Here is an 18,449-nt window from a genome sequence, read left to right on the forward strand (position 1 = left end):
TATAACTTCGCACGTGGGCTCCTTCGTCCGCGACCCTGCGCATTGGCTGTACAAGTTCTCGCCGGACCAGTGGATCGCGGCGTCCTTGCACGAGGTGCGTGCGGCGGAGGCGGCTTTCAAGATGCACAACAGCCGTGCGGGCCTGGCGGGAGCCAAACGCGCGGCTGGCATGGCCCTGAACGCGGCGCTCATCCTCGAGCCGAACGCGAGCTGGGGCCGCACCTACTTGGACCATCTGATGGCCCTGTCGCGCGATGCGACCGTGCCGGAGGCGGTGCGCGCGGCATGCTTGGTGCTGCTCGAAACTCCGCTGCCGGGCGGCCACGTCGTCGCGCTGCGAACGGCGCGTTCGAACGAGCGCGCGCTCGAGGCCGCACGGGATGTGATGGCGCATGCCTACGCGGTGGTCAAACGGCATGCCGCGCGGGCTGCGAACGAGCCAGGCGAACCAGAGAAAGAATGAATCGAAATCGTTTGCATTGGGAGGTGGCGGCGGTGGCGGCTACCGCGATGGCCTTGGCAGCCGCATGCGGAGGGGAATCGAAGCCGGCGGAATCACCGGCGCCGGTGGCGGCCCCCGTGGAGCCGCTGCCAGTGCGCGATGCGCGGGAAGCGATGTCCGAGGCCGACGCCGGCAATGGCGCCAGCGCTCCCGCAGAGCCGCCTGCGCCAGCGTACCCGCCGGCACGTGCCACCACGATTCCGTTGGCCGCCGCGAACAGCGACGACCCCGTGAGCCGCCTGCTGCTCGACGGAGACGCCGCCTTCGAGCGCGGCGACGTGGCGGCCGCGGCCAAGCAATACGAGGCGGCGCGTGCGGCCGCGCCCAAGCGGGGCGCGCCCCAAGTTGGCATGGCACGTGTGCGCATTGCGCGCGCCAACGTGCCCATGGATTTTGCAGCAGGGAAGGGCAACAAGGAGCTCGCCGCCGCGGTCAAAGAGTTGCGGAGTGCGGTGCGGCTCGAACCGTCGCTCGGTGTGGCGCAGGTGGAGCTCGGACGTGCGCTCTTGATGATGGGCGATGCCCCCGCCTCACTCGAGTCACTGCGCCGTGGCATCGTCCTGTCGCCGAACGAGCCCGAGGCGCACGCCGCCTTGGGTGTCGCTCTGTTGGCTACAGGACGTCAGAGTGAATCGCTGCCCGAGCTCGCGCGCGCGGTGGAGCTCGATCCGGGAAGCGCGCCCCGCCGCGGCAATTACGGCACGGTTCTCTTGATGGCGGGCCGCGTGAAGGAAGCCATCGTCCAGTACGAAGCGCAGGTAAAGCTCGCCGACGGTGATCCACGCGCGCACTCGGACCTCGGTTCGGCACTTCTCTTCGAAAATGATTTCACGCGTGGCGTGGCCGAGCTGAAGAGAGCCATTGCGCTCGATCCAAAACGCGCCACGTTTCACACGAATCTTGGCTACGCGTACCAGCAGCAAGGGCAACTGGCCGAGGCAATTGCCGAGTATCGGCAGGCCATCCAGTTGGACGATAAGCTTGCAAGCGCGTGGATCAACCTGGCAACCGCGCTCGCAAAAGATCCGAAGACACGCGCCGAAGCCCGCGCTGCGCTGGAAAAAGCGCGTGCCATCGATTCGACGGATCCACGGGTGAAAGCGAATCTCGAAGAGCTCGATGCATTGGAGAAGAAGGAGAGAGGAAAGCGGTAAGGCGACTATCGCGGTGTCGGATCGAGACCGCCAAGTCAAATGGCGTCGCTTGGTTTGCATGTGAGCCGAAACGTCTTTCGGCTGCGTTTGACAGCATGAATCTTCGCAGCAACGTGGCTTGACGTGCGCCTCGCACCCCTCTTACCGTGCATCGTCAGTAGTGACGGGAGTTGAAAGAACGTCACCCTCCTCTCGCAGCACGGCAGGCACGAGAAGCGTGAGAAGCGCGAGAAGCAGGGGAGAGGAAGACGCAGAGGGAGGGATACCATGGCGCTCGGCAAGGTGAAGTGGTTCAACGACGAGAAGGGCTGGGGCTTCATCAAGCAAATCGACGGTCCCGATGTGTTCGTCCACTACTCCCAAATTGCGGGGGATGGGAGGCGCGTCCTTCTCGAAAACGAGATCGTCGAGTTCGAGGTTCGTGAAAGCCCGAGAGGCCCGCAGGCGCTCAACGTGGTGAAGCCACCCGGGTTGTCCTAACTGTCGTTTTGCATACAAAAATCGTTTCAAAGGCCGAGCTCGCATGGCGACTCGGCCTTTTCTTTTGGTTTGTGCGATCTATACCTGTCGTCACAAGGCAATTTTGCCGACAAAATGAGGTGAGCCGTGAGGATAGCTTCTCTGGTGACGAATGGTCGACCCTTTCTCGGCGTGCGTGCTCCCACGGGTGATGCGTTCGTCGACGTGAGTTCCCTGCTGGAGAGTGCGCCGCGCGATCTCGGCGCATTTCTTCGCACGTCAAAGGCCGAACGCGAGATGCTCGAGCGCGTCGTGCGCGATGCGCGCGAACTCGAGACGCGTGCGCGTGTGGCCGTCAAAGACGTGACGTACCGCCCGCTGCTGGGCGGCGGAAAAGTGCTCTGCCTCGGCCTCAATTATGTCGATCACGCGAACGAGAGCCCGTACGAGCCGCCGAAGTATCCGGTTCTCTTCGCGCGTTTTGCGACCAGCTTCGTCGGTCACGAACAACCCATCGTTCGCCCCTCGCTCTCGACCCACTTCGACTACGAGGCCGAGCTGGTCGTCTTCATCGGTCGCACCGGACGCAACATCCCGCGCGATCGCGCGCTCGAGCACGTCGCGGGCTACAGCTTGATGAACGACGGATCCATTCGCGATTACCAAATGCGTACTCCGCAATGGACCATCGGCAAAAACTTCGACCGCACCGGCTCGCTCGGCCCTGAGCTGGTGACGCCCGACGAGTTGCCCGAGGGGGCCCGCGGCCTCCGCCTGCGCGGCCTACTCAATGGCAAGGTGATGCAGGAGGCCACCACCGCGCACATGATCTTCGACGTCGCGCACACCATTGCGCTTCTCTCGGAGGCGTTGACGCTCGAGGTCGGCGATGCCATCGCGATGGGCACGCCCGGTGGCGTGGGCTTCGTGCGCAAGCCGCCCGTCTTCCTGACGCCCGGCGACGTGTTCGAGGTGGACGTGGAGCGGCTGGGCACGTTGCGCAACCGGGTCGTGGACCAATCGGAGCTCGAGAAATCATGAACCCCGCCGCCGTGCACTCGCTCCGCCGGTTCGCACTCTCCGTTCCGGATCTCGGGCAAGCCGAACATTTCTACCGATGTTTCGGGCTCGACGTTGTCCCGCTCGAGCGCGGCGGTCTATCCGTTCGGACTGCGGCGCACGGGCGCGAGGTGGCGCGGATGCACCACGGCCCGCGCAAGACGCTGCACCATCTGAGCTTCGGCGCCTTTGCCGGCGACGTCGACCGCATCGCGGCGCAGGCGCTGGAGGCGGGGGCGCGCGAGCTCGAATCTCCGGCGGAAGGCGAGCCTGGCCGCTGGTTCGTCGACCCCGATGGTCGCTTGTTTCATGTCACGGAGGACGAGAATCGCTCCCCCAAGGGGCGAAGCACCGAGGAGCTCATCGTCCACGTTGGACCCAACGCCGCGCCCGAGCGCAACCTCGAGGTCCGGCCTCGGCGGCTCGGGCACGTGATGCTCCTCACGGCGGATGCGGGGCGCACGGCGAATTTCTACGTGCGAGCGCTCGGCCTGCGTCTTTCCGATGCGACCGAGGGCATCGTCTCCTTTTTGCACCATCCGCATGGGAGCGATCATCACGTGCTCGCCTTCGTGCAGTCGTCCGGGCCCGCGGCGTTTCATCACGCGAGCTTCGAGGTGCCCACCGTCGATGCCGTGGGCATCGGTGCGAACCGCATGGCGGAACACGGCTACAAACAAGGTTGGGGACTCGGACGGCACTACGCGGGCTCGAACTTTTTTCACTACGTGCGCGATCCGTGGGGAAGCTTCGTCGAGTACTTTTGCGACATGGATTACATCCCCGCTGGCACGCCGTGGGAACCGAGAAAGGTGGCCCCCGAGAATTCGCTGAGCTCCTGGGGTCCCGACGTACCGGACTACTTTCTCGTCAATTCGGAAGCCTAATCCATGGTTGCTAGTTTCTCCGAGCCGACATTGGCCACGACCTTGGTCGACCGCGTGCGCGCGGACATTTTGGCCGGCGCCCTTCGCCCCGGGGAAAAGCTACGTCTCGAGCATCTGGCGGCACGTTACGACGTGGGAAGGAGTCCCCTTCGCGAAGCGTGCGGCCGTCTTGCTGCCGAGGGCCTCGTGGTCATCGAAGACCAACGCGGCTTTCGTGTGGCGCCCATCTCGCGGAAAGATTTGTTCGATCTGACGCGCACCCGGCAGCAAATCGAGGCGCTGGCCCTGCGCGATAGCCTCGCGCATGGCGATCTCGATTGGGAGGCGCAGGTGACCGGGGCGCTTCACAAGCTCGAGCGCACCTCGTTCACGACGCCGGAGGAGCCGGGCGCGCTTTCGCCCGCATGGGAAAGCGCGCACCGTGCCCTTCACGATGCCCTCGTCGCTGCGTGCAGGTCGGCGTGGCTTCATCGCTTTCGGACCGTCTTGTACGATCAGAGCGAGAGGTACCGGCGCCTTGCCGTCGAATACAAATGCGACGGACATCGCGATGTGCTGGGCGAGCACGCGGCCTTGGCGCGTGCCGCCCTCGCGCGCGACGTCGAGCGCACCTGCGCGCTCATGACCGAGCACGTGGCGCGCACGACGGATCTCGTTCTCGAGGCGTATCCCTCGCTGAATCCCTAGAACCCATCAGCGAGCACGATCCTCGAACGGAAGAGGGAAAACCGCCAAAACGCCAAGAGCGCCAAGACCTGAAGGGGTTGTGAACAGCATTACTGGATGCTCAGCACATAGAATCTCTCTTGGCGTTCTTGGCGCCTTGGCGGTTCCCTCTCCCTTCCGCAGGTTCGCGAATCGCGCTCGCCTATTTTAGTGCGGGGGCAAGGCGCTGGGGTCCATCCAGAAGTGCTCCCAGATGTGCCCGTCGGGATCCTCGAAGCCCCACCCGTACATGAAGCCCTTGTCGTCGGGCTCCTTGTAGCGGCGCCCGCCCGCGGCAAGCGCCTTCTCGACGAGGGCGTTCACACTTTCGCGCGAGTCATGGGAGAGGGCCACCAGCGCTTCGCTGCCCTTCTTCGCATCCGCGATGGGCTTGTCGATGAAGGTCTGAAAGAACTTCTCGACGAGCAGCATGACGTAGATGTTGTCGCCGATGAGCATGCAGGTGGCATTCTCATCGGTGAACTGCGGATTGAAGGAGTATCCGAGCTTCGTAAAGAATTCGACGGAGCGCTTCAGATCCTTGACGGGCAGATTGACGAAAATCTGGGTGGCCATGACGGTGGTTCCTTTCCTGACTTCACCTGTACGTCGAACGGGCGGGCACCTCTTCGACACGGCGGTGAATTTTCTTCGAGAAAGGCTCCACCCGGCCCAAATTGGCCAAATTGGACCGCGTTACGCCCAGGCGGCGTGCGGCACGTCCGCGACGCGGAAGGTTTCACTCTCGGGTTCGAGGATGTGGGACTCCACCTCGCCGAGCATGCCCTTTTCGTCGAATTGGTAGACGTTGAAGCTGGCCATGCGCTCGTGCGCCTCGTGGTGCAACGACGCGCTGGTGGCGCCGACGACGTGGAGCTGTCCCGCGCGGGTGGCGAGCGGCCTTTGGATCCGCCGGTGCAGGTGGCCATGCAGAATGAGGCCGTGAGCGAAGCCCTGGACGTGGGCCGTGAGGTCGTCGGCGTCTTCGAGTCCTTCCATCAATGTCTTGAGGCGCGACGGTGGGTTCTGCACCGGGTGATGCAGCAGCACCACGGGCGTGCGCTCCTTGACCTGCGGGTGCGCGAGAATGCGCGCGAACGCGTCGAGCTGGGCGCTGCCGATGCGGCCGGCGGCGACGAAGGGCAGGCGAGGGACCGCGCTGGAAAGGCCAATGATGGCGAGCGGCCCGCGCAGTCGCACGAACGGAAAGCGCCCCAGGCCGATGTCCACCGCGAGCTCGGGGAGATCGCTCTCGACGAAGGGCCCGAAGTAGCGCATGAACCGGCGCGTGCGCAGCGCACCGCGCGTGTACAAATCGTGATTGCCCGGGACGACGCTCACGTTCTTCGGGTCGAGCCCGAGTGCCTCCTGCAACAGCGCACGCGCCGCCTCGAACTCGGGCTCGAGCGCCAGGTTCGTGATGTCGCCCGTCACCGCCACGTGATCGATCGACGTGCGGGCGATCTCGCGCGCGATGGCGCGAACGTAATTGGGGCGGTGGATGTGCCCGCGCTTGAGCCGCAGGTTCGCGTAGCCGGAGAGGCGCTTGTTCAGGAAGCGATACGGCGAAATGCCGGAGAGCGACAAAATGTGGAGGTCGGAGAAATGGGCAATTCGCATGGCGTGTTAACGAGGATCCTTAGCGCATCGAAAGCCGATGTGCGGCCCGCGGCCCAAAAAGCTGTACGTGCGGTACGTGGCGCGCATCCATGCGGCCCCATGCTGGTACGATCCGCCGCGCACGACGTGGTAGGTGCCGTTTTTCGAGCCCTTGGGGTTGGTCTGCGGCATCGGCGAGTAACCAAAGCCGTTCTCGTCGTCCTCGAAGAGATCTTGCACCCACTCGGATGCGTTGCCGCTCATGTTCAGCACGCCCTCGGGGGTGGCGCCGTCGGGCAGTGCATCGACCGGGGCAAGGCCGGTGTAGCCATCGGTCGCGTCGGTTTCGTCCGGGGCGAAGGCGCCGTGGTTGCAGAGGTGGGCGTTGTAGAACGAGCCCCAGGGAAAGGCGCGGCCCATGGTGCCTCGCGCGGCGAATTCCCACTCGGCCTCGGTGGGGAGCCTTCCGCCGGCCCATTCGCAGTAGGCCGTGGCGTCTTCCCAGCGCACGAACGTGACCGGCAAGTCTGGGCGATCGAAGCGCGGATCGCCGGGCGGAAAGCCCGCAGGGGTGCAGGCGCCCGCGGAGACGCAGCGTTGGTAGGCGCCCACGGAGACTTCCGTGCGATCGATTTCGAACGCGGAGAGCGTCACCTGGTGCGCGGGTAGCTCCGCGCGGAAGGTTCGCTGCAACTGGATGCTGTCGCACTCGGCGCGCCAGATTTCCTTGCGGCACATTTGCAGGGCGCGCGTCAGGTCGAACCAGAGCGAGCCCATGACGAAGACGCCGCCGGGGAGGCGCACGCGATCGGGCGGCGGCGTGCGAAGGGCGTGCACGCCGACGGCAGGGGCGGAGCGGGCTGCCGTATCGAGCCCGCCCCACCATGTCTCGGGACGCACCGGCGTGTCCGGCCGGCGGGGCGCCAGCACCCCGATGAAAATGGGAAACGCGAGTGCGGCGCCGAGCTTGAACACCGGGATTTACCCCGTAACGATGCGCATCGGGTGCTCGAGCAAGCTGCGCAGCTCGGCCAGGAAGGCCGCGCCCACGGCGCCGTCGACCACACGGTGATCGCAGGAGAGCGTCATCGCGAGCTTCTTGCCCGGGACGACTTGCCCTTCGCGAACCACGGGCTCCTCGCGAACCTTGCCCACGGCGAGGATGGCACCCTCGGGCGGGTTGATGACGGCGGAGAAGGCATCGATGCCGAACATGCCCAGGTTCGAGATGGAGAAGGTGCCGTCCTGCATCTCCTCGGCCTTGAGCTTCTTGGCCTTGGCGCGCCCGGCGAGCTCGCGCACCTCGCTGCTGATGGCCACGACGCTCTTCTGGTCGGCGTTGCGCACGACGGGGGTGACGAGTCCTTCCGGCACCGCCACGGCGACGGAGATGTCGATGCGCTTGTGCACGAGGATGGCCTCGGGGGTGAACTGCGCATTGCACTCGGGCACGCGTCCGAGGGCGACGGCGCAGGCCTTGACGAGAAGGTCGTTCACGCTGACCTTCGCCGGCTTTTCCTCGGTCTTTGCCTTCTTGGCCGCCGCCTCGAGCTCCGCGTTGATCTGCTCGCGGAACGCGACGAGCTTTTCGACGTCGACGTCGATGGTCAAGTAGAAGTGCGGGACGTTCTTCTTCGACTCGGTGAGACGGCGCGCAATGGTCTTGCGCATCATCGACAGCGGTCGCACCTCCGGCTCGGCATATCCCGGAGCGGCCGGTGCCGCGGGGGCATGCACCGCGTGGCCGTTGGCGCTGGCAGGTGCAGCCGCCGGACGCGAAGCCATGGTGTCGAGATCCTTCGCGACCACGCGGCCGCCGGGGCCGGAGCCCTGCGCACCTTGCAGATCGATCCCGCGCTCACGCGCCGCACGCCGCACGTACGGTGAGGCGAAGATGCGCCCCGCCGAGGCGTGCGCCCGGCTGCGGCCATTGCCTTCGCGCTCGGTGCGATCCAGTGCGGAGCCTTTCTCGCGCGGAACCGAAACCGGCGGCGGGACGGGCCCCTGCGCCTGCGCTTGCTGCGGGACTTCGACGCTCGCCCCTGCGGCCGCTGCAGCTTTGTCGGCTGCTGCGGGCGCCGGTGCTGCGGCAGGCTTCTCGGCGGCAGGCTTCTCCGCCGCTTTGTCGGCTGCGGCCGGCGCGCTCGAGCCAACTTGCGAGAGCAGCGCCGAGACGTCTTCGCCGGCCTTGCCGAGGATCGCCACCGGCTGGCCCAACTTCACTTCGGCGCCGTCGGCAACGAGAAGCTTCAACAGCACGCCCTTGTCGAAGGCGCGAAACTCCATCGTGGCCTTGTCGGTTTCCACCTCGGCGAGCAAGTCGTCGACGTTGACCTCGTCGCCTTCTTTCTTGTGCCACGCGGTGAGGACCCCTTCCTCCATGGTCGGGGAGAGCTTCGGCATATCGAGAATTTTGGCCATGATCTCCTCGTGTCTCCTCAGGCCTGCCCGCGATAGAGCACGCGCTTCGCCGCCGCGATGACGCGGTCCGGCTGCGGAATGCAAAGTTGTTCCAGTTTGGCGTTGTACGGCATGCCCACGTCGAGCGTGGTTACGCGCAACACCGGAGCATCGAGCGCATCGAACGCCAGACGCTGAATGCGATCGGCCACTTCCGCACCGACGCCGCCGTAGGGGAATCCCTCGTGCACGACCACGCAGCGGTGGGTCTTCTCCACCGAGTCGACGATGGTGTCCTCGTCGAGCGGACGGAGCGAACGCAAATCGACGACCTCGACCGAGATGCCTTCCTTCTCGAGCGCCGCCGCCGCTTCCATCGCCACCAGCGTCATGCGCGAGTAGGCGACCAAGGTCAGATCCGTGCCCTGGCGCACCACGTTTGCCTTGCCGAACGGAATCGCGTCTTGATCGTCGGGCACGTCGCCCTTGACCGAGTAGAGCGTCTCCGACTCCATCACCAGCACCGGGTTGTCGTCGCGGATGGCGGCCTTCATCAGCCCCTTCGCATCCGCCGGGTACGCCGGCGCCACCACCTTGATGCCCGGGATGGTCGCGTAGAAGTGCTCCATCGCGTGGCTATGTTGGCTGCCCACCTGCTTCGCGCTGGCGTTCGGCCCGCGGAAGACGATGGGGCAATTGAATTGCCCGCCGGACATCTGCCGCAGCTTGGCCGCGTTGTTCAAAATCTGGTCGAACGCGACGGCGGAGAAGTTCCACGTCATGAATTCCACGATGGGGCGCAGGCCCACCATCGCGGCGCCGATGCCGATGCCGGCGAAGCCGCCCTCGGCGATCGGTGTGTCGATGACGCGCTTGTCGCCGAACTTGTCGAGCATTCCCTCGGAGACCTTGTAGGCGCCTTGGTAGTGCCCCACTTCTTCTCCCATGAGAAAGACGCGATCGTCGCGCTCCATCTCCTCGATCATTGCTTCACGAAGCGCTTCTCGAAATCGAATGTTCCGGGCCATGCTTTTTCTCGTCTCGTCCTACGTTTCGTAACGAATCTTTCTCGGGGGTGTGGGGCGGCGGAGCCCCCCACGACCTGAGCAGTCTCGGTGTGGGGCGGCGGAGCCCCACCACCGGACTAACTCGCGAAAGGACCGTCGTACGTCGTTGCTTCGAGCAGCGACGGGTCCGGCTCCGGGCTCTCCTCCGCGAACTTCACCGCGGCCATCACCTCGGCTTCCACCTCGGCCTCCAAGGCCTCGATGCGCTTTTCCTCGTAGCCCTCGCTCAGCAGCTTGGCGCGGGTGCGGATGACGGGATCCTTCTTCTTGCGGTCTTCGAGCTCCGCAGCGGTGCGGTACTTGGCCGGATCGCTCATCGAGTGACCGCGGAAGCGGTACGTGCGGACTTCCACCAACGTCGGCATCGACGTTTCGCGCGCGCGGTCGACGGCTTGGCGAATGCGCTCCTCGACTTCGAGCACGTCGTCGGCGAAGAAGCGGTCGCTCGGAATGCCATAGCCGACGGCCTTCGAGGTCACGTCCTCGACGCTCATCGTGCGCGACATGGGCGTGCCCATCGAGTACTCGTTGTTCTCACAGATGAAGACGATGGGCAGCTTCCAGAGTGCCGCCAGCGAGACGCCCTCGTGGAAGCCGGCAATCGACACCGCGCCCTCGCCGAAGAAGCAGAGGGTGACGCGTTTGTCGTTGCGGTACTTCGAGGCGAAGGCCACGCCCGCAGCCAGCGGGATGTGACCACCGACGATGCCGTAGCCGCCGAGCATGTTCGTCGCTTTGTCGAACATGTGCATCGAACCACCGAGCCCCTTCGAGCACCCGGTCCCCTTGCCCCAGAGCTCCGCCATCAGCGCATTCGGGCTCATGCCCTTCGCCAGCGCGATGCCGTGATCGCGGTACGTCGTGATGACGTAATCGTCGGGTTGGAGAGCCGCCATGGCCCCGACGCCGACCGCCTCTTGTCCGATGTACAGGTGGAGGAAGCCACCGATTTTGCCCTGCGCGTACGCGCGCGCAGCCTCTTCCTCGATGCGGCGGATGAGGAACATCTGCCGATACAAGGCGACCAGGTGTTCGATGCCCGCCCCGGCCTTCGGGGCCTGTGTGCCACCGGTGCCACCCTTGGCTCCGGGCACATCGCGAGGCGATGCAGATTCGACGGATTGAATGGGATGGGTGTGGGAGTTTGTTTGGGCCATGTGTCGGAGGTGTTAGGGGGCGGCTAGAATTGCCGACCGATGGTGAGTAGTCCGCCCCCGTCTTTCGTGGGGCCAAAACCGACGTACAAAGGTGGTTTAGTAGAAGACGGAAGATTCCAGAAGGCGTTCGCGGCCGCGGCGTCGTGCCGCAAGTACTTCTTTGGCGAAAGTAGTCCGACGAGCAAAAGTGGCAAGCCAGGACCGAAGAACAATAATCCCCATACCACGTCGAACGCCGTCTTAGTGTCTCGGTGCGTATCGCTCGATTCCATTGCCACGATGCCGAAGAGCCCGATGCCCGAGAGGATCGAGCCCGAAATCAGGGGTCCTAGTCGAGGTTTTGTTTCGAGGTGGTATCCGGCTGGGATCGGCTTATCCGAATCGTAAGGCATGGTTTCTGGCGCCAAAGCTGGCGTTTGCGGCGCGTTTTGCGGGGACTTCCAAGCATTCCAGGATTGAGCGTCAAGTGGAATCGGTTGTCCGTTTCGCTCGATGCGCGCGATACCATCCCATCGAATGGTCGCGTTCTGTCCTTGCGGGAGTTGAATGACTGCGGAATCCCCGATTCGAAGTTCCGTTAACGTGCCGCGCACCTGCTGACCGTCTTTCAGGTAGACGACGTCGGCGCCAGCTGCCGGGCCGGACCATGTGACACCAGGAGACCCAGACTGCGGCGGCGCTGCGGGAGGCTGCGCGCCAGGTCCCGCTTGCGGGGCCGTACTTGCCTGTGCATACGCGCTCGAGACCGAGAGAAAGACCATGTGCAGGGCGAGAAATCCGGAAGCCCACGCTCGTTTCGCAGACCCATCTCGATTCGCCCTCCCATGCCCTTGCATTCCGTATTTCTCCCTCGTCCTAATCATCTTGCGTGAAGTTCGGTTTCCGCTTTTGCGCGAACGACAGAGCACCTTCGATGATGTCGCGACTGCGAATGGCATACTGCCCCAGCTCGGCCTCGATGCGCAGCCCCTCTTCGAGCGGCCGCCCCCATCCCATGAGCGCGGCCTGCTTGTCGGACCGCATCGCTCCCTGTGGAAGCTCGCAGAGTCGTTGCGCCAATTCAATGGTCCGCACACGTGACGCGCCGCGTGGTACAATCTCGTTGGCGAGCCCTATACGGAGCGCTTCGTCGGACTTGATGAATCGCCCCGTTAAAATGAGCTCCATCGCGCGGCCCATGCCCACGATGCGTGGCAGCCGCTGGGTTCCGCCATCGACAAGCGGAACGTTGAATCGGCGGCAGGCGACTCCCATTTCGGCGTGCTCCTCGACGATGCGGATGTCGCCGAGGCACGCGAGCTCGAGTCCTCCGGCGAGTGCGTGGCCGTTGATGGCGCAGAGGATCGGCTTGTAAATGTCGGTCTGCCGCGTGTAGCCGAGGTAGCCCTCGCCGTGCGCGATGAACTGCCGCATCTTCGACGGCGATGCATCGAGGCCGGGCCCGAGCTCCGCGATCGCCGTGAGATCCGCGCCCGCGCAAAACGCTTCTTCGCCGGCGCCGGTGAGGATGGCGACCCACAGCGCTTCGTCATCGCGAAAACGCTTCCACGCCGCCGTGAGCAATGCGGCCGTTTCGCCGTCGACGCAGTTGCGCTTCTCGGGGCGCGAAATGGTGATGACGAAAATATGATCGATCACCTCGGTGAGGACTTTGCTGCTCATGGCTTCTTTCCCCCATGTGGATTCCAGCACGCCACGCGGTGCCCGCTGCCCGGCGTGAGCTCGTCGAGCGGCGGGATCTCTTTGTCGCACGTGCCCTTCACGATGCGCGGGCATCGCGGATGGAACGAGCAGCCCTCGGGCGGTGCAATGGGGGAGGGCACGTCGCCTTCGAGCACCAGGCGCAGTCGCTTCTTCGCCGGATCGGGATCGGGCACCGCCGCGAGCAGCGCGTTGGTGTACGGGTGCAGGGCGTTCTCGTAAACCTGGTCGGCCGGTCCCTGTTCGACGATCTTTCCGAGGTACATGACCGACACGCGGTGGCTCACGTGCTCGACCACGCGGAGATCGTGCGAGATGAACAGGTACGAGAGGCCGAGCTCCTCCTGCAGCTCCATGAGCAGGTTGATGATCTGCGCCTGAATCGACACGTCGAGCGCGCTGATTGGCTCGTCGCACACGATGAACTCGGGCTGCACGGCGAGCGCGCGCGCGATGCCGATGCGTTGCCGTTGCCCGCCGGAAAACTCGTGCGGGTAGCGCCGGAGCACGTCGGGGCGCAGTCCCACCTTTTTGAGCAGGTCCACGACCATGTGCGTCTCGTCGGAGCGCGAGGCCGCCAATTTGTGAATGCGGATCGCCTCCGCCACGATGTCGTGCACCGTCATGCGCGGATTCAGGCTCGAGTACGGATCCTGGAAGATGATCTGCATCTTGCGCCGGAGCGGACGCATCTCCGCGGCCGTGTAGTTCCCGATGTCGCGCCCGTCGTAGACGACGCGTCCGTAGGTCGGTTCGATGAGCCGCAGAATGAGGCGCCCGAGCGTGCTTTTGCCGCATCCGCTCTCGCCGACGAGCCCCATCGTCTCGCCGCGCCGCACGCGAAGGGAGACGCCGTCCACCGCGCGCAGGAGCTCGGTCTTGCGGGCGAGCAGGCCGCTGCGCACGGGGAAGTACTTGGTGAGCTTTTCCGTCGCTACCAAGGTGCGCGGCGTCTTTTCTTGCCCCGAATGCTCGTCATCGAGGCGTTCCGGCGTGGCGGTGGTCATGCACCCACCTCTTGCCAGCGGATGCACCGCGCAAATTGTTCCTCACTACCGACGGGGAGAAGCTCCGGTTCTTTCTCGCGGCAGGCGTCGATGACCAGCTTGCAGCGGTCGGCGAAACGGCACCCGCTGGGCAGGTGGCGCAGATCGGGCACCATGCCCTCGATGGTCGGCAGGCGCGCGAGGCGGGCTTGCTTGTCGCGCGGGCCCTTGCGTGCGGCCAGCCGCGGGACGCTCGCCATCAGGCCGTGCGTGTACGGATGCCTCGGCCTGCCCAGCACCTGGCGCACGGGCCCGCTCTCCACGATGCGCCCGGCGTACATGACGATGACGTGTTCCGTGTATTCTGCAATGACGCCCAGGTCGTGCGTGATCAGCAGGATGCTCATTCCGAGCTCGCCCTGCAGCTGGTGAATCAGCTCGAGGATCTGCGCCTGAATGGTGACGTCCAGCGCCGTCGTCGGTTCGTCCGCGATGAGAAGGGCAGGGCGGCAGGCGAGCGCCATGGCGATCATCACGCGCTGGCGCATCCCGCCCGAGAGCTGGTGCGGGTACGCATCGACGTTGGTGTCCGGCGACGAGATGCCCACGTGGCGCAGAAGCTCGCGCGTGCGATCGTAGGCTTCCCGGCGTGACACCTTTTGATGCAGCAGGATGGCCTCGACGATCTGCGCGCCCACCGTGTAGACGGGGTTCAGGCTGGTCATCGGCTCCTGGAAAACCATGGAGATCTCGTTGCCGCGCACATCGCGCATTTCGCGCTCGGTCAGGCGCAAAAGGTCCATGCCGCGCAGCTCGATGGAGCCGGACTCGATGGTTCCGGGCGGCGATGGGATGAGCCGCAGCAGGGAAAGGGCCGTCACGCTCTTGCCGCATCCGCTCTCGCCGACGACCCCCACGGTTTGCCCGGGGCCGATGTCGAAGGAGACGCCGTCCACCGCCCGCACGGCCCCGTGCTCGGTTCGAAAGCTCGTCACGAGGTCGCGCACGCGAAGCAATGGGGGCGTGGAAAGCGCCATGATCCGGGCGACTCTACCTCGTGATACGTCTTGGCCCAACGATGAAGCTTCGAGCTTGCCTGCTTTGCCTGGCGTCTCTCGCGTTCGGGGTCCTGGCCGGGTGTGTTGCCCGCCCGCGCATGTGCGTAGCCTCGAGCGAGTGCGGCGCGCGGCAATCGTGCGTGGTGGGGCGCTGCCAGGATTCCACCGGCGTGCCGCTGATTCAGAAGAAGGAGGTGCGGCGCCTGGTTCTCGAGCCGGTGGCGATTGGCTACGTCCAGCGCGGTCGGGCTGCCAGCGAAGGCGCGCTTCCTCCGATTTTCACCCTGGGGCGCTCGGCGGGCGGTGATTCGCGCCTCTACTTGCGCTTTGCCGTTCCGCCCGCGGTCGCCAAGGATACGGCCATTTTGGAGGCGTACGTGCTCTTGGATCGGTCCCTGGCGGTGCAGCCCGATCCGACGCCCATCGTTCTTCACGCGGCCCGGGTGGTGACGCCGTGGGATCCGCGCTCCATCTCGTGGTCGTACCAACCGCGCATCGAGGATGCGTCGGCCGGAGGCTCGCCGGCCACGCGCGTGGTGCCTGCCGCCCGCCATGTGGTGCGGGTCGACGTTCGTGACATCGTGCAGCGCTGGCGTTCGCGCGACGCCCGCGACCAGGGCATCGTCATCGTGGCGGACAACTCGACCGAGGTCGGAATGGCGTTTGCACTGGCTTCAGGTGGGAGCTCGGGTGGGAGCTCCGCTGGGAGCTCGGGAGCGGGGAATGCGGGGGGAGGCTCAGGTGCTGAGGCAGCGGACTCCGCACCATCGATGTCTCCGAGGCTCGAGCTTTACTTGGCGCCAGAGCCGGCCCGCTAAGCCCGGTTGAATGGGACTTGACGCGCCACCGTCGAATCGCCGAGCCCGATCGGACCGGTCGACGCCGCGACCAAGCCGATGCACTCTTAGCCGTTTAGAAAGGTATGCCGATGCGACGAGAAGTGACAAAACTAAGCGCAAGAACCATGAAACACGCTCCCTCCCTTAGGATGGCGCTCGGCGGCGTGGCCGTCGGTGCCGCGGCGACGTTGGCCATTGCAACCGGCTGCAGCAAGGACAGCGAGGCTGCCCCCGCCAACAAGACCGTCGAGAAAGCGCCCGTCGAACAAGTTGCCGCCGGCAACCACATCGAGGGCAAGAACTTCAAGCTCGACGCGACCCCGGAAGGCGACTGCAAAGCCGGGGCGACCTGTGTCCTGGTTCTTCGCCTCGAGGCGGCAGGCGGCTACCACGTCAACAAGGAATACCCGTACAAGTTCAAGGCGGCGGATCTCGCGGGCATCGAGTTTCAAGGCACCGACGCCGCCGGCAAGAACGTGTTCTCGAAGAACGCCGGCGACTTCAAGATCGATGGCGAGAAGACCGCCACCTTGCGCGTCAAGTTCAAGCCCAGCGCCAAGGGCAATGTGACCATCTCGGGCAACTACAAGATGAGCGTGTGCTCCGAGAAGGACTGCCAGATCGAGGCGCAGGACATTTCGGCTTCGGTGCCCGTCAAGTAGGGCACGTCGCGCTTAGGTCAGCACGGCTTCCGCTGCGCGCTCCGCGGTCCTTGCATCGTCCGCGGAGCGACCGATCCCTAGCGCAACGGCGCGGATCGTTCGAAGGAGATGCGCGGGCTGCGTGGCGGAGTAACCCATGTGGCCCACGCGGAAGTACTTGGCTTTGTTCTCGGGATCGAGCCCGCCCGCAACGATGGCGCCGTTCGCAAGGATGCGCGGAATCGCCGAGACGTCGACCCCGTCGGGGTAGCGGATCGCGCTGAGCGTGTTCGCGGTGATGTCCTCCCGCGCGGGCACCAAGGTGAGACCCAGCGAAGCCCAGGCTGCGCGCATCGCCCGCGCGGCACGCTCGTGCAAGGCAAAGCGTGCGGCCATGCCCTTGCCGTCGGCGAGGATCTCCCCGAGGCCCACGGACAGCGCCATGATGAGCGGCGTGGCCGGCGTGGCGAAGTAGCTCGGCTGGCCCGCCTCGTAGGCGCGCATGATGGGAAGCCACGCATCGAGGTCCATCGACAACGGCGGCGCGTGCGTGAGGCGAGCGCGCGCTTCGAGGGCGCGCTCACTGAAGACGAGCAATGCGAGGCCCGGCGGCAGGCCGATGGCCTTCTGCGAGGCGGTAAGGTAAATGTCCGCGCCCCACCCGGCCATGTCGAAGCGCTCTGCCGCGGTCGCGCAAACGCCGTCGACGATGGAGAGCGCGCCATGGTTGCGCGCAAGCCCGACGAGCGTCTCCGCATCCGCGCGCACGCCCGTGGACGTGTCCACGTGGGTGACGAAGACGGCCTTGAAGGGGAGCTTGGCCTCCGCCGCACGCGCAAGCGCCGCCGCGACCTCGGCGGATGCGGGCACTTCGCCGAAGGGCGCCGAGACCACCGTGACCTCGACGGACCTTCGCCGGAGCATCTCCGCCATGCGCGCCGAGAAGTACCCCGTGTGCACGACCAGGGCGCGATCGCCCGGCTCGAGCGCGTTGAAGACGGCGATATCCATGGCCAGCGTGCCGCTTCCCGACACGATGAGCGGCTGGCTCGAAGGGCCCGAAAGCCAAACATCGCGCATGCGGCGAAGCGCTTGGCCGAAGGCTGCGATGACGGGCGGCGCGAGGTGGCCGGGCGGCGGACCGCTGGCGGCTTCGCGCACCGCGTCGGAGATCTCGATGGGCCCGGGGATCATCAACAGCGGTCGTTCGGACATGCGCCGAGTATAGAGGGGATAGGGTGTAGGGGTTAGGGGTTAGGGAGTGGAGGTCTTCACTCCGGATCCCTGACTGCTGACCCCGACCAATTCCGCCCCTCCGTCGGAGCAGCAGCGAAAGCCCGTCGAGTAGTCGTGGTACGTGAATCCGTGGGCGATGGTGCGGTAAGCGCAGCCCGTGCCGTGCTGGTCGATGTCGAGCCAGTAGCCGCCTTGAAAGGTGCCATTTGGGTCGGCAGTCCACTCGTGCAGGTTGCCGACCATATCGTAGATGCCGTAGTCGTTCACGCACGCCGGGAAGTCGCCGGTCTTTCCCACCGTGTTGTCGAGCTGGTTCAACCGCGGGTCGTTGAGCTCCGTGAGGAACCAGCCGCGCTTCATTTCTTCCGCGTGAAAGACGAGCATGGGCGCGGCGCCGCGATCGTGGCATGCCCCCGGCTTGCGCGTGGGACCATACGGAAAAGCGTAACCTTGGCTGCCCCCGCAGGCCGCGCGCCACTCGACGGGGTGGCACAATCGCTTGCCGGCGGCCTCGCACGCCGCGGCCGCTTGTGCCCCGCTGATGTACGCCTGCGGAATCACGCCGGGAAGGCTGCGTGCAGTGTACATGTGTCCGGCTTCCGGGATCTCGTAGTGCGGGTGCTGCTGCATCGAGCCATCGATGGCGCGCTCGAAGAGAGAACCCTCGTAGCGGTCGACGCAAAAGCGACCCGCGACGGGCGCCATGTCGCTGGGGCACGTCAGCGAGGCGCGCGGTGGCGGGAGCCGGCCATCGTCGACGGGGTGAAACTTCCCCGGTGCGAAGCGCGCGATGACGTTCTCGATGGTGCCCGGCGCGCCCGCCCGCGTGCGACGCGTCTTCGCGGAAAAGGCCGGGGCGAGGTCGGCGAGCGCCGTGCGCACTTGCTCACGCGAGGCCGGTGGTGCCTCCTCCGGCGTGGCCGCGTGCAGTTCGGAGATGGCGGCGCCGAGAAAGACCACGAATGCGGCCGCGATCCCGATGCGCCGTGGGAACATTCG

At 65.5% G+C, this 18,449-nt stretch carries 20 protein-coding genes; 8 read left to right on the forward strand and 12 right to left on the reverse strand.

Annotation, left to right across the window (positions count from 1 at the left end; all coding sequences use genetic code 11):
• Positions 1–13: 13 nt before the first annotated feature.
• The 6 genes from LZC95_14910 (at position 14) to LZC95_14935 (ending at position 4,748) form a co-directional block, all read left to right on the forward strand.
• Complete coding sequence (locus LZC95_14910; protein WXA98120.1) at positions 14–463, forward strand: hypothetical protein; 450 nt, start codon at positions 14–16, stop codon at positions 461–463.
• A complete protein-coding gene (locus tag LZC95_14915; GenBank protein ID WXA98121.1) occupies positions 460–1,656 on the forward strand; it encodes a tetratricopeptide repeat protein in 1,197 nt (398 codons plus the stop codon). Before LZC95_14910 ends, LZC95_14915 begins: the two co-directional genes overlap by 4 nt.
• A gap of 267 nt (positions 1,657–1,923) precedes the next feature.
• Positions 1,924–2,136, forward strand: a complete 213-nt coding sequence (locus LZC95_14920; protein ID WXA98122.1) for a cold shock domain-containing protein — start codon at positions 1,924–1,926, stop codon at positions 2,134–2,136.
• A 126-nt stretch (positions 2,137–2,262) separates the two neighbouring features.
• Positions 2,263–3,156 carry a fumarylacetoacetate hydrolase family protein gene (locus tag LZC95_14925; protein ID WXA98123.1) on the forward strand — a complete coding sequence of 298 codons (894 nt, stop codon included), beginning with the start codon at positions 2,263–2,265 and terminating at the stop codon, positions 3,154–3,156.
• On the forward strand, positions 3,153–4,061 hold the full coding sequence (locus LZC95_14930) for a VOC family protein (protein WXA98124.1): 909 nt from the start codon (positions 3,153–3,155) through the stop codon (positions 4,059–4,061). Before LZC95_14925 ends, LZC95_14930 begins: the two co-directional genes overlap by 4 nt.
• Positions 4,062–4,064: 3 nt before the next feature.
• Positions 4,065–4,748 (forward strand): GntR family transcriptional regulator, encoded by a 684-nt coding sequence (locus LZC95_14935; GenBank protein ID WXA98125.1) that lies wholly within the window; start codon positions 4,065–4,067, stop codon positions 4,746–4,748.
• A 186-nt stretch (positions 4,749–4,934) separates the two neighbouring features.
• Here LZC95_14935 and LZC95_14940 read toward each other — a convergent pair whose 3' ends face one another.
• The 10 genes from LZC95_14940 to LZC95_14985 all read right to left on the reverse strand — a co-directional run bounded on the left by LZC95_14940 (position 4,935) and on the right by LZC95_14985 (position 14,713).
• Positions 4,935–5,342 (reverse strand): VOC family protein, encoded by a 408-nt coding sequence (locus tag LZC95_14940; protein WXA98126.1) that lies wholly within the window; start codon positions 5,340–5,342, stop codon positions 4,935–4,937.
• 120 nt (positions 5,343–5,462) lie between these two features.
• Complete coding sequence (locus tag LZC95_14945; protein WXA98127.1) at positions 5,463–6,386, reverse strand: metallophosphoesterase; 924 nt, start codon at positions 6,384–6,386, stop codon at positions 5,463–5,465.
• A 6-nt stretch (positions 6,387–6,392) separates the two neighbouring features.
• Positions 6,393–7,340, reverse strand: coding sequence for a formylglycine-generating enzyme family protein (locus tag LZC95_14950; protein ID WXA98128.1), 948 nt, complete (start codon positions 7,338–7,340; stop codon positions 6,393–6,395).
• A gap of 6 nt (positions 7,341–7,346) precedes the next feature.
• The gene (locus LZC95_14955; GenBank protein ID WXA98129.1) at positions 7,347–8,786 is read right to left on the reverse strand and encodes a pyruvate dehydrogenase complex dihydrolipoamide acetyltransferase; all 1,440 of its coding nucleotides are present in this window, start codon (positions 8,784–8,786) and stop codon (positions 7,347–7,349) included.
• Positions 8,787–8,803: 17 nt separating this feature from the next.
• Positions 8,804–9,793, reverse strand: a complete 990-nt coding sequence (locus LZC95_14960; GenBank protein WXA98130.1) for a pyruvate dehydrogenase complex E1 component subunit beta — start codon at positions 9,791–9,793, stop codon at positions 8,804–8,806.
• 116 nt (positions 9,794–9,909) lie between these two features.
• On the reverse strand, positions 9,910–10,989 hold the full coding sequence (gene pdhA, locus LZC95_14965; GenBank protein ID WXA98131.1) for a pyruvate dehydrogenase (acetyl-transferring) E1 component subunit alpha: 1,080 nt from the start codon (positions 10,987–10,989) through the stop codon (positions 9,910–9,912).
• A 23-nt stretch (positions 10,990–11,012) separates the two neighbouring features.
• Entirely contained in the window at positions 11,013–11,582 is a 570-nt protein-coding gene (locus LZC95_14970) for a hypothetical protein (GenBank protein WXA98132.1), read from the reverse strand.
• A gap of 262 nt (positions 11,583–11,844) precedes the next feature.
• A complete protein-coding gene (locus tag LZC95_14975; GenBank protein ID WXA98133.1) occupies positions 11,845–12,651 on the reverse strand; it encodes an enoyl-CoA hydratase-related protein in 807 nt (268 codons plus the stop codon).
• Positions 12,648–13,697: an ATP-binding cassette domain-containing protein gene (locus LZC95_14980; GenBank protein WXA98134.1), complete on the reverse strand. Its 1,050-nt coding sequence runs from the start codon at positions 13,695–13,697 to the stop codon at positions 12,648–12,650. The genes LZC95_14975 and LZC95_14980 overlap by 4 nt, the downstream gene beginning before the upstream one ends.
• On the reverse strand, positions 13,694–14,713 hold the full coding sequence (locus LZC95_14985; GenBank protein WXA98135.1) for an ABC transporter ATP-binding protein: 1,020 nt from the start codon (positions 14,711–14,713) through the stop codon (positions 13,694–13,696). Before LZC95_14985 ends, LZC95_14980 begins: the two co-directional genes overlap by 4 nt.
• Positions 14,714–14,754: 41 nt before the next feature.
• Between LZC95_14985 and LZC95_14990 the strand changes: the two genes are divergently transcribed.
• Together LZC95_14990 and LZC95_14995 are read left to right on the forward strand one after the other, a co-directional pair.
• Positions 14,755–15,552 (forward strand): DNRLRE domain-containing protein, encoded by a 798-nt coding sequence (locus LZC95_14990; GenBank protein WXA98136.1) that lies wholly within the window; start codon positions 14,755–14,757, stop codon positions 15,550–15,552.
• Positions 15,553–15,698: 146 nt separating this feature from the next.
• Positions 15,699–16,235, forward strand: coding sequence for a hypothetical protein (locus LZC95_14995; protein ID WXA98137.1), 537 nt, complete (start codon positions 15,699–15,701; stop codon positions 16,233–16,235).
• 12 nt (positions 16,236–16,247) lie between these two features.
• Here LZC95_14995 and LZC95_15000 read toward each other — a convergent pair whose 3' ends face one another.
• Together LZC95_15000 and LZC95_15005 are read right to left on the reverse strand one after the other, a co-directional pair.
• Entirely contained in the window at positions 16,248–17,429 is a 1,182-nt protein-coding gene (locus LZC95_15000; GenBank protein ID WXA98138.1) for an aminotransferase class V-fold PLP-dependent enzyme, read from the reverse strand.
• A gap of 39 nt (positions 17,430–17,468) precedes the next feature.
• Positions 17,469–18,446: an SUMF1/EgtB/PvdO family nonheme iron enzyme gene (locus LZC95_15005; GenBank protein WXA98139.1), complete on the reverse strand. Its 978-nt coding sequence runs from the start codon at positions 18,444–18,446 to the stop codon at positions 17,469–17,471.
• Positions 18,447–18,449 lie beyond the last annotated feature (3 nt).

Source organism: Sorangiineae bacterium MSr12523 (assembly GCA_037157775.1).
Classification (GTDB): Bacteria; Myxococcota_A; Polyangia; order Polyangiales; family Polyangiaceae; genus Pendulispora; species Pendulispora brunnea.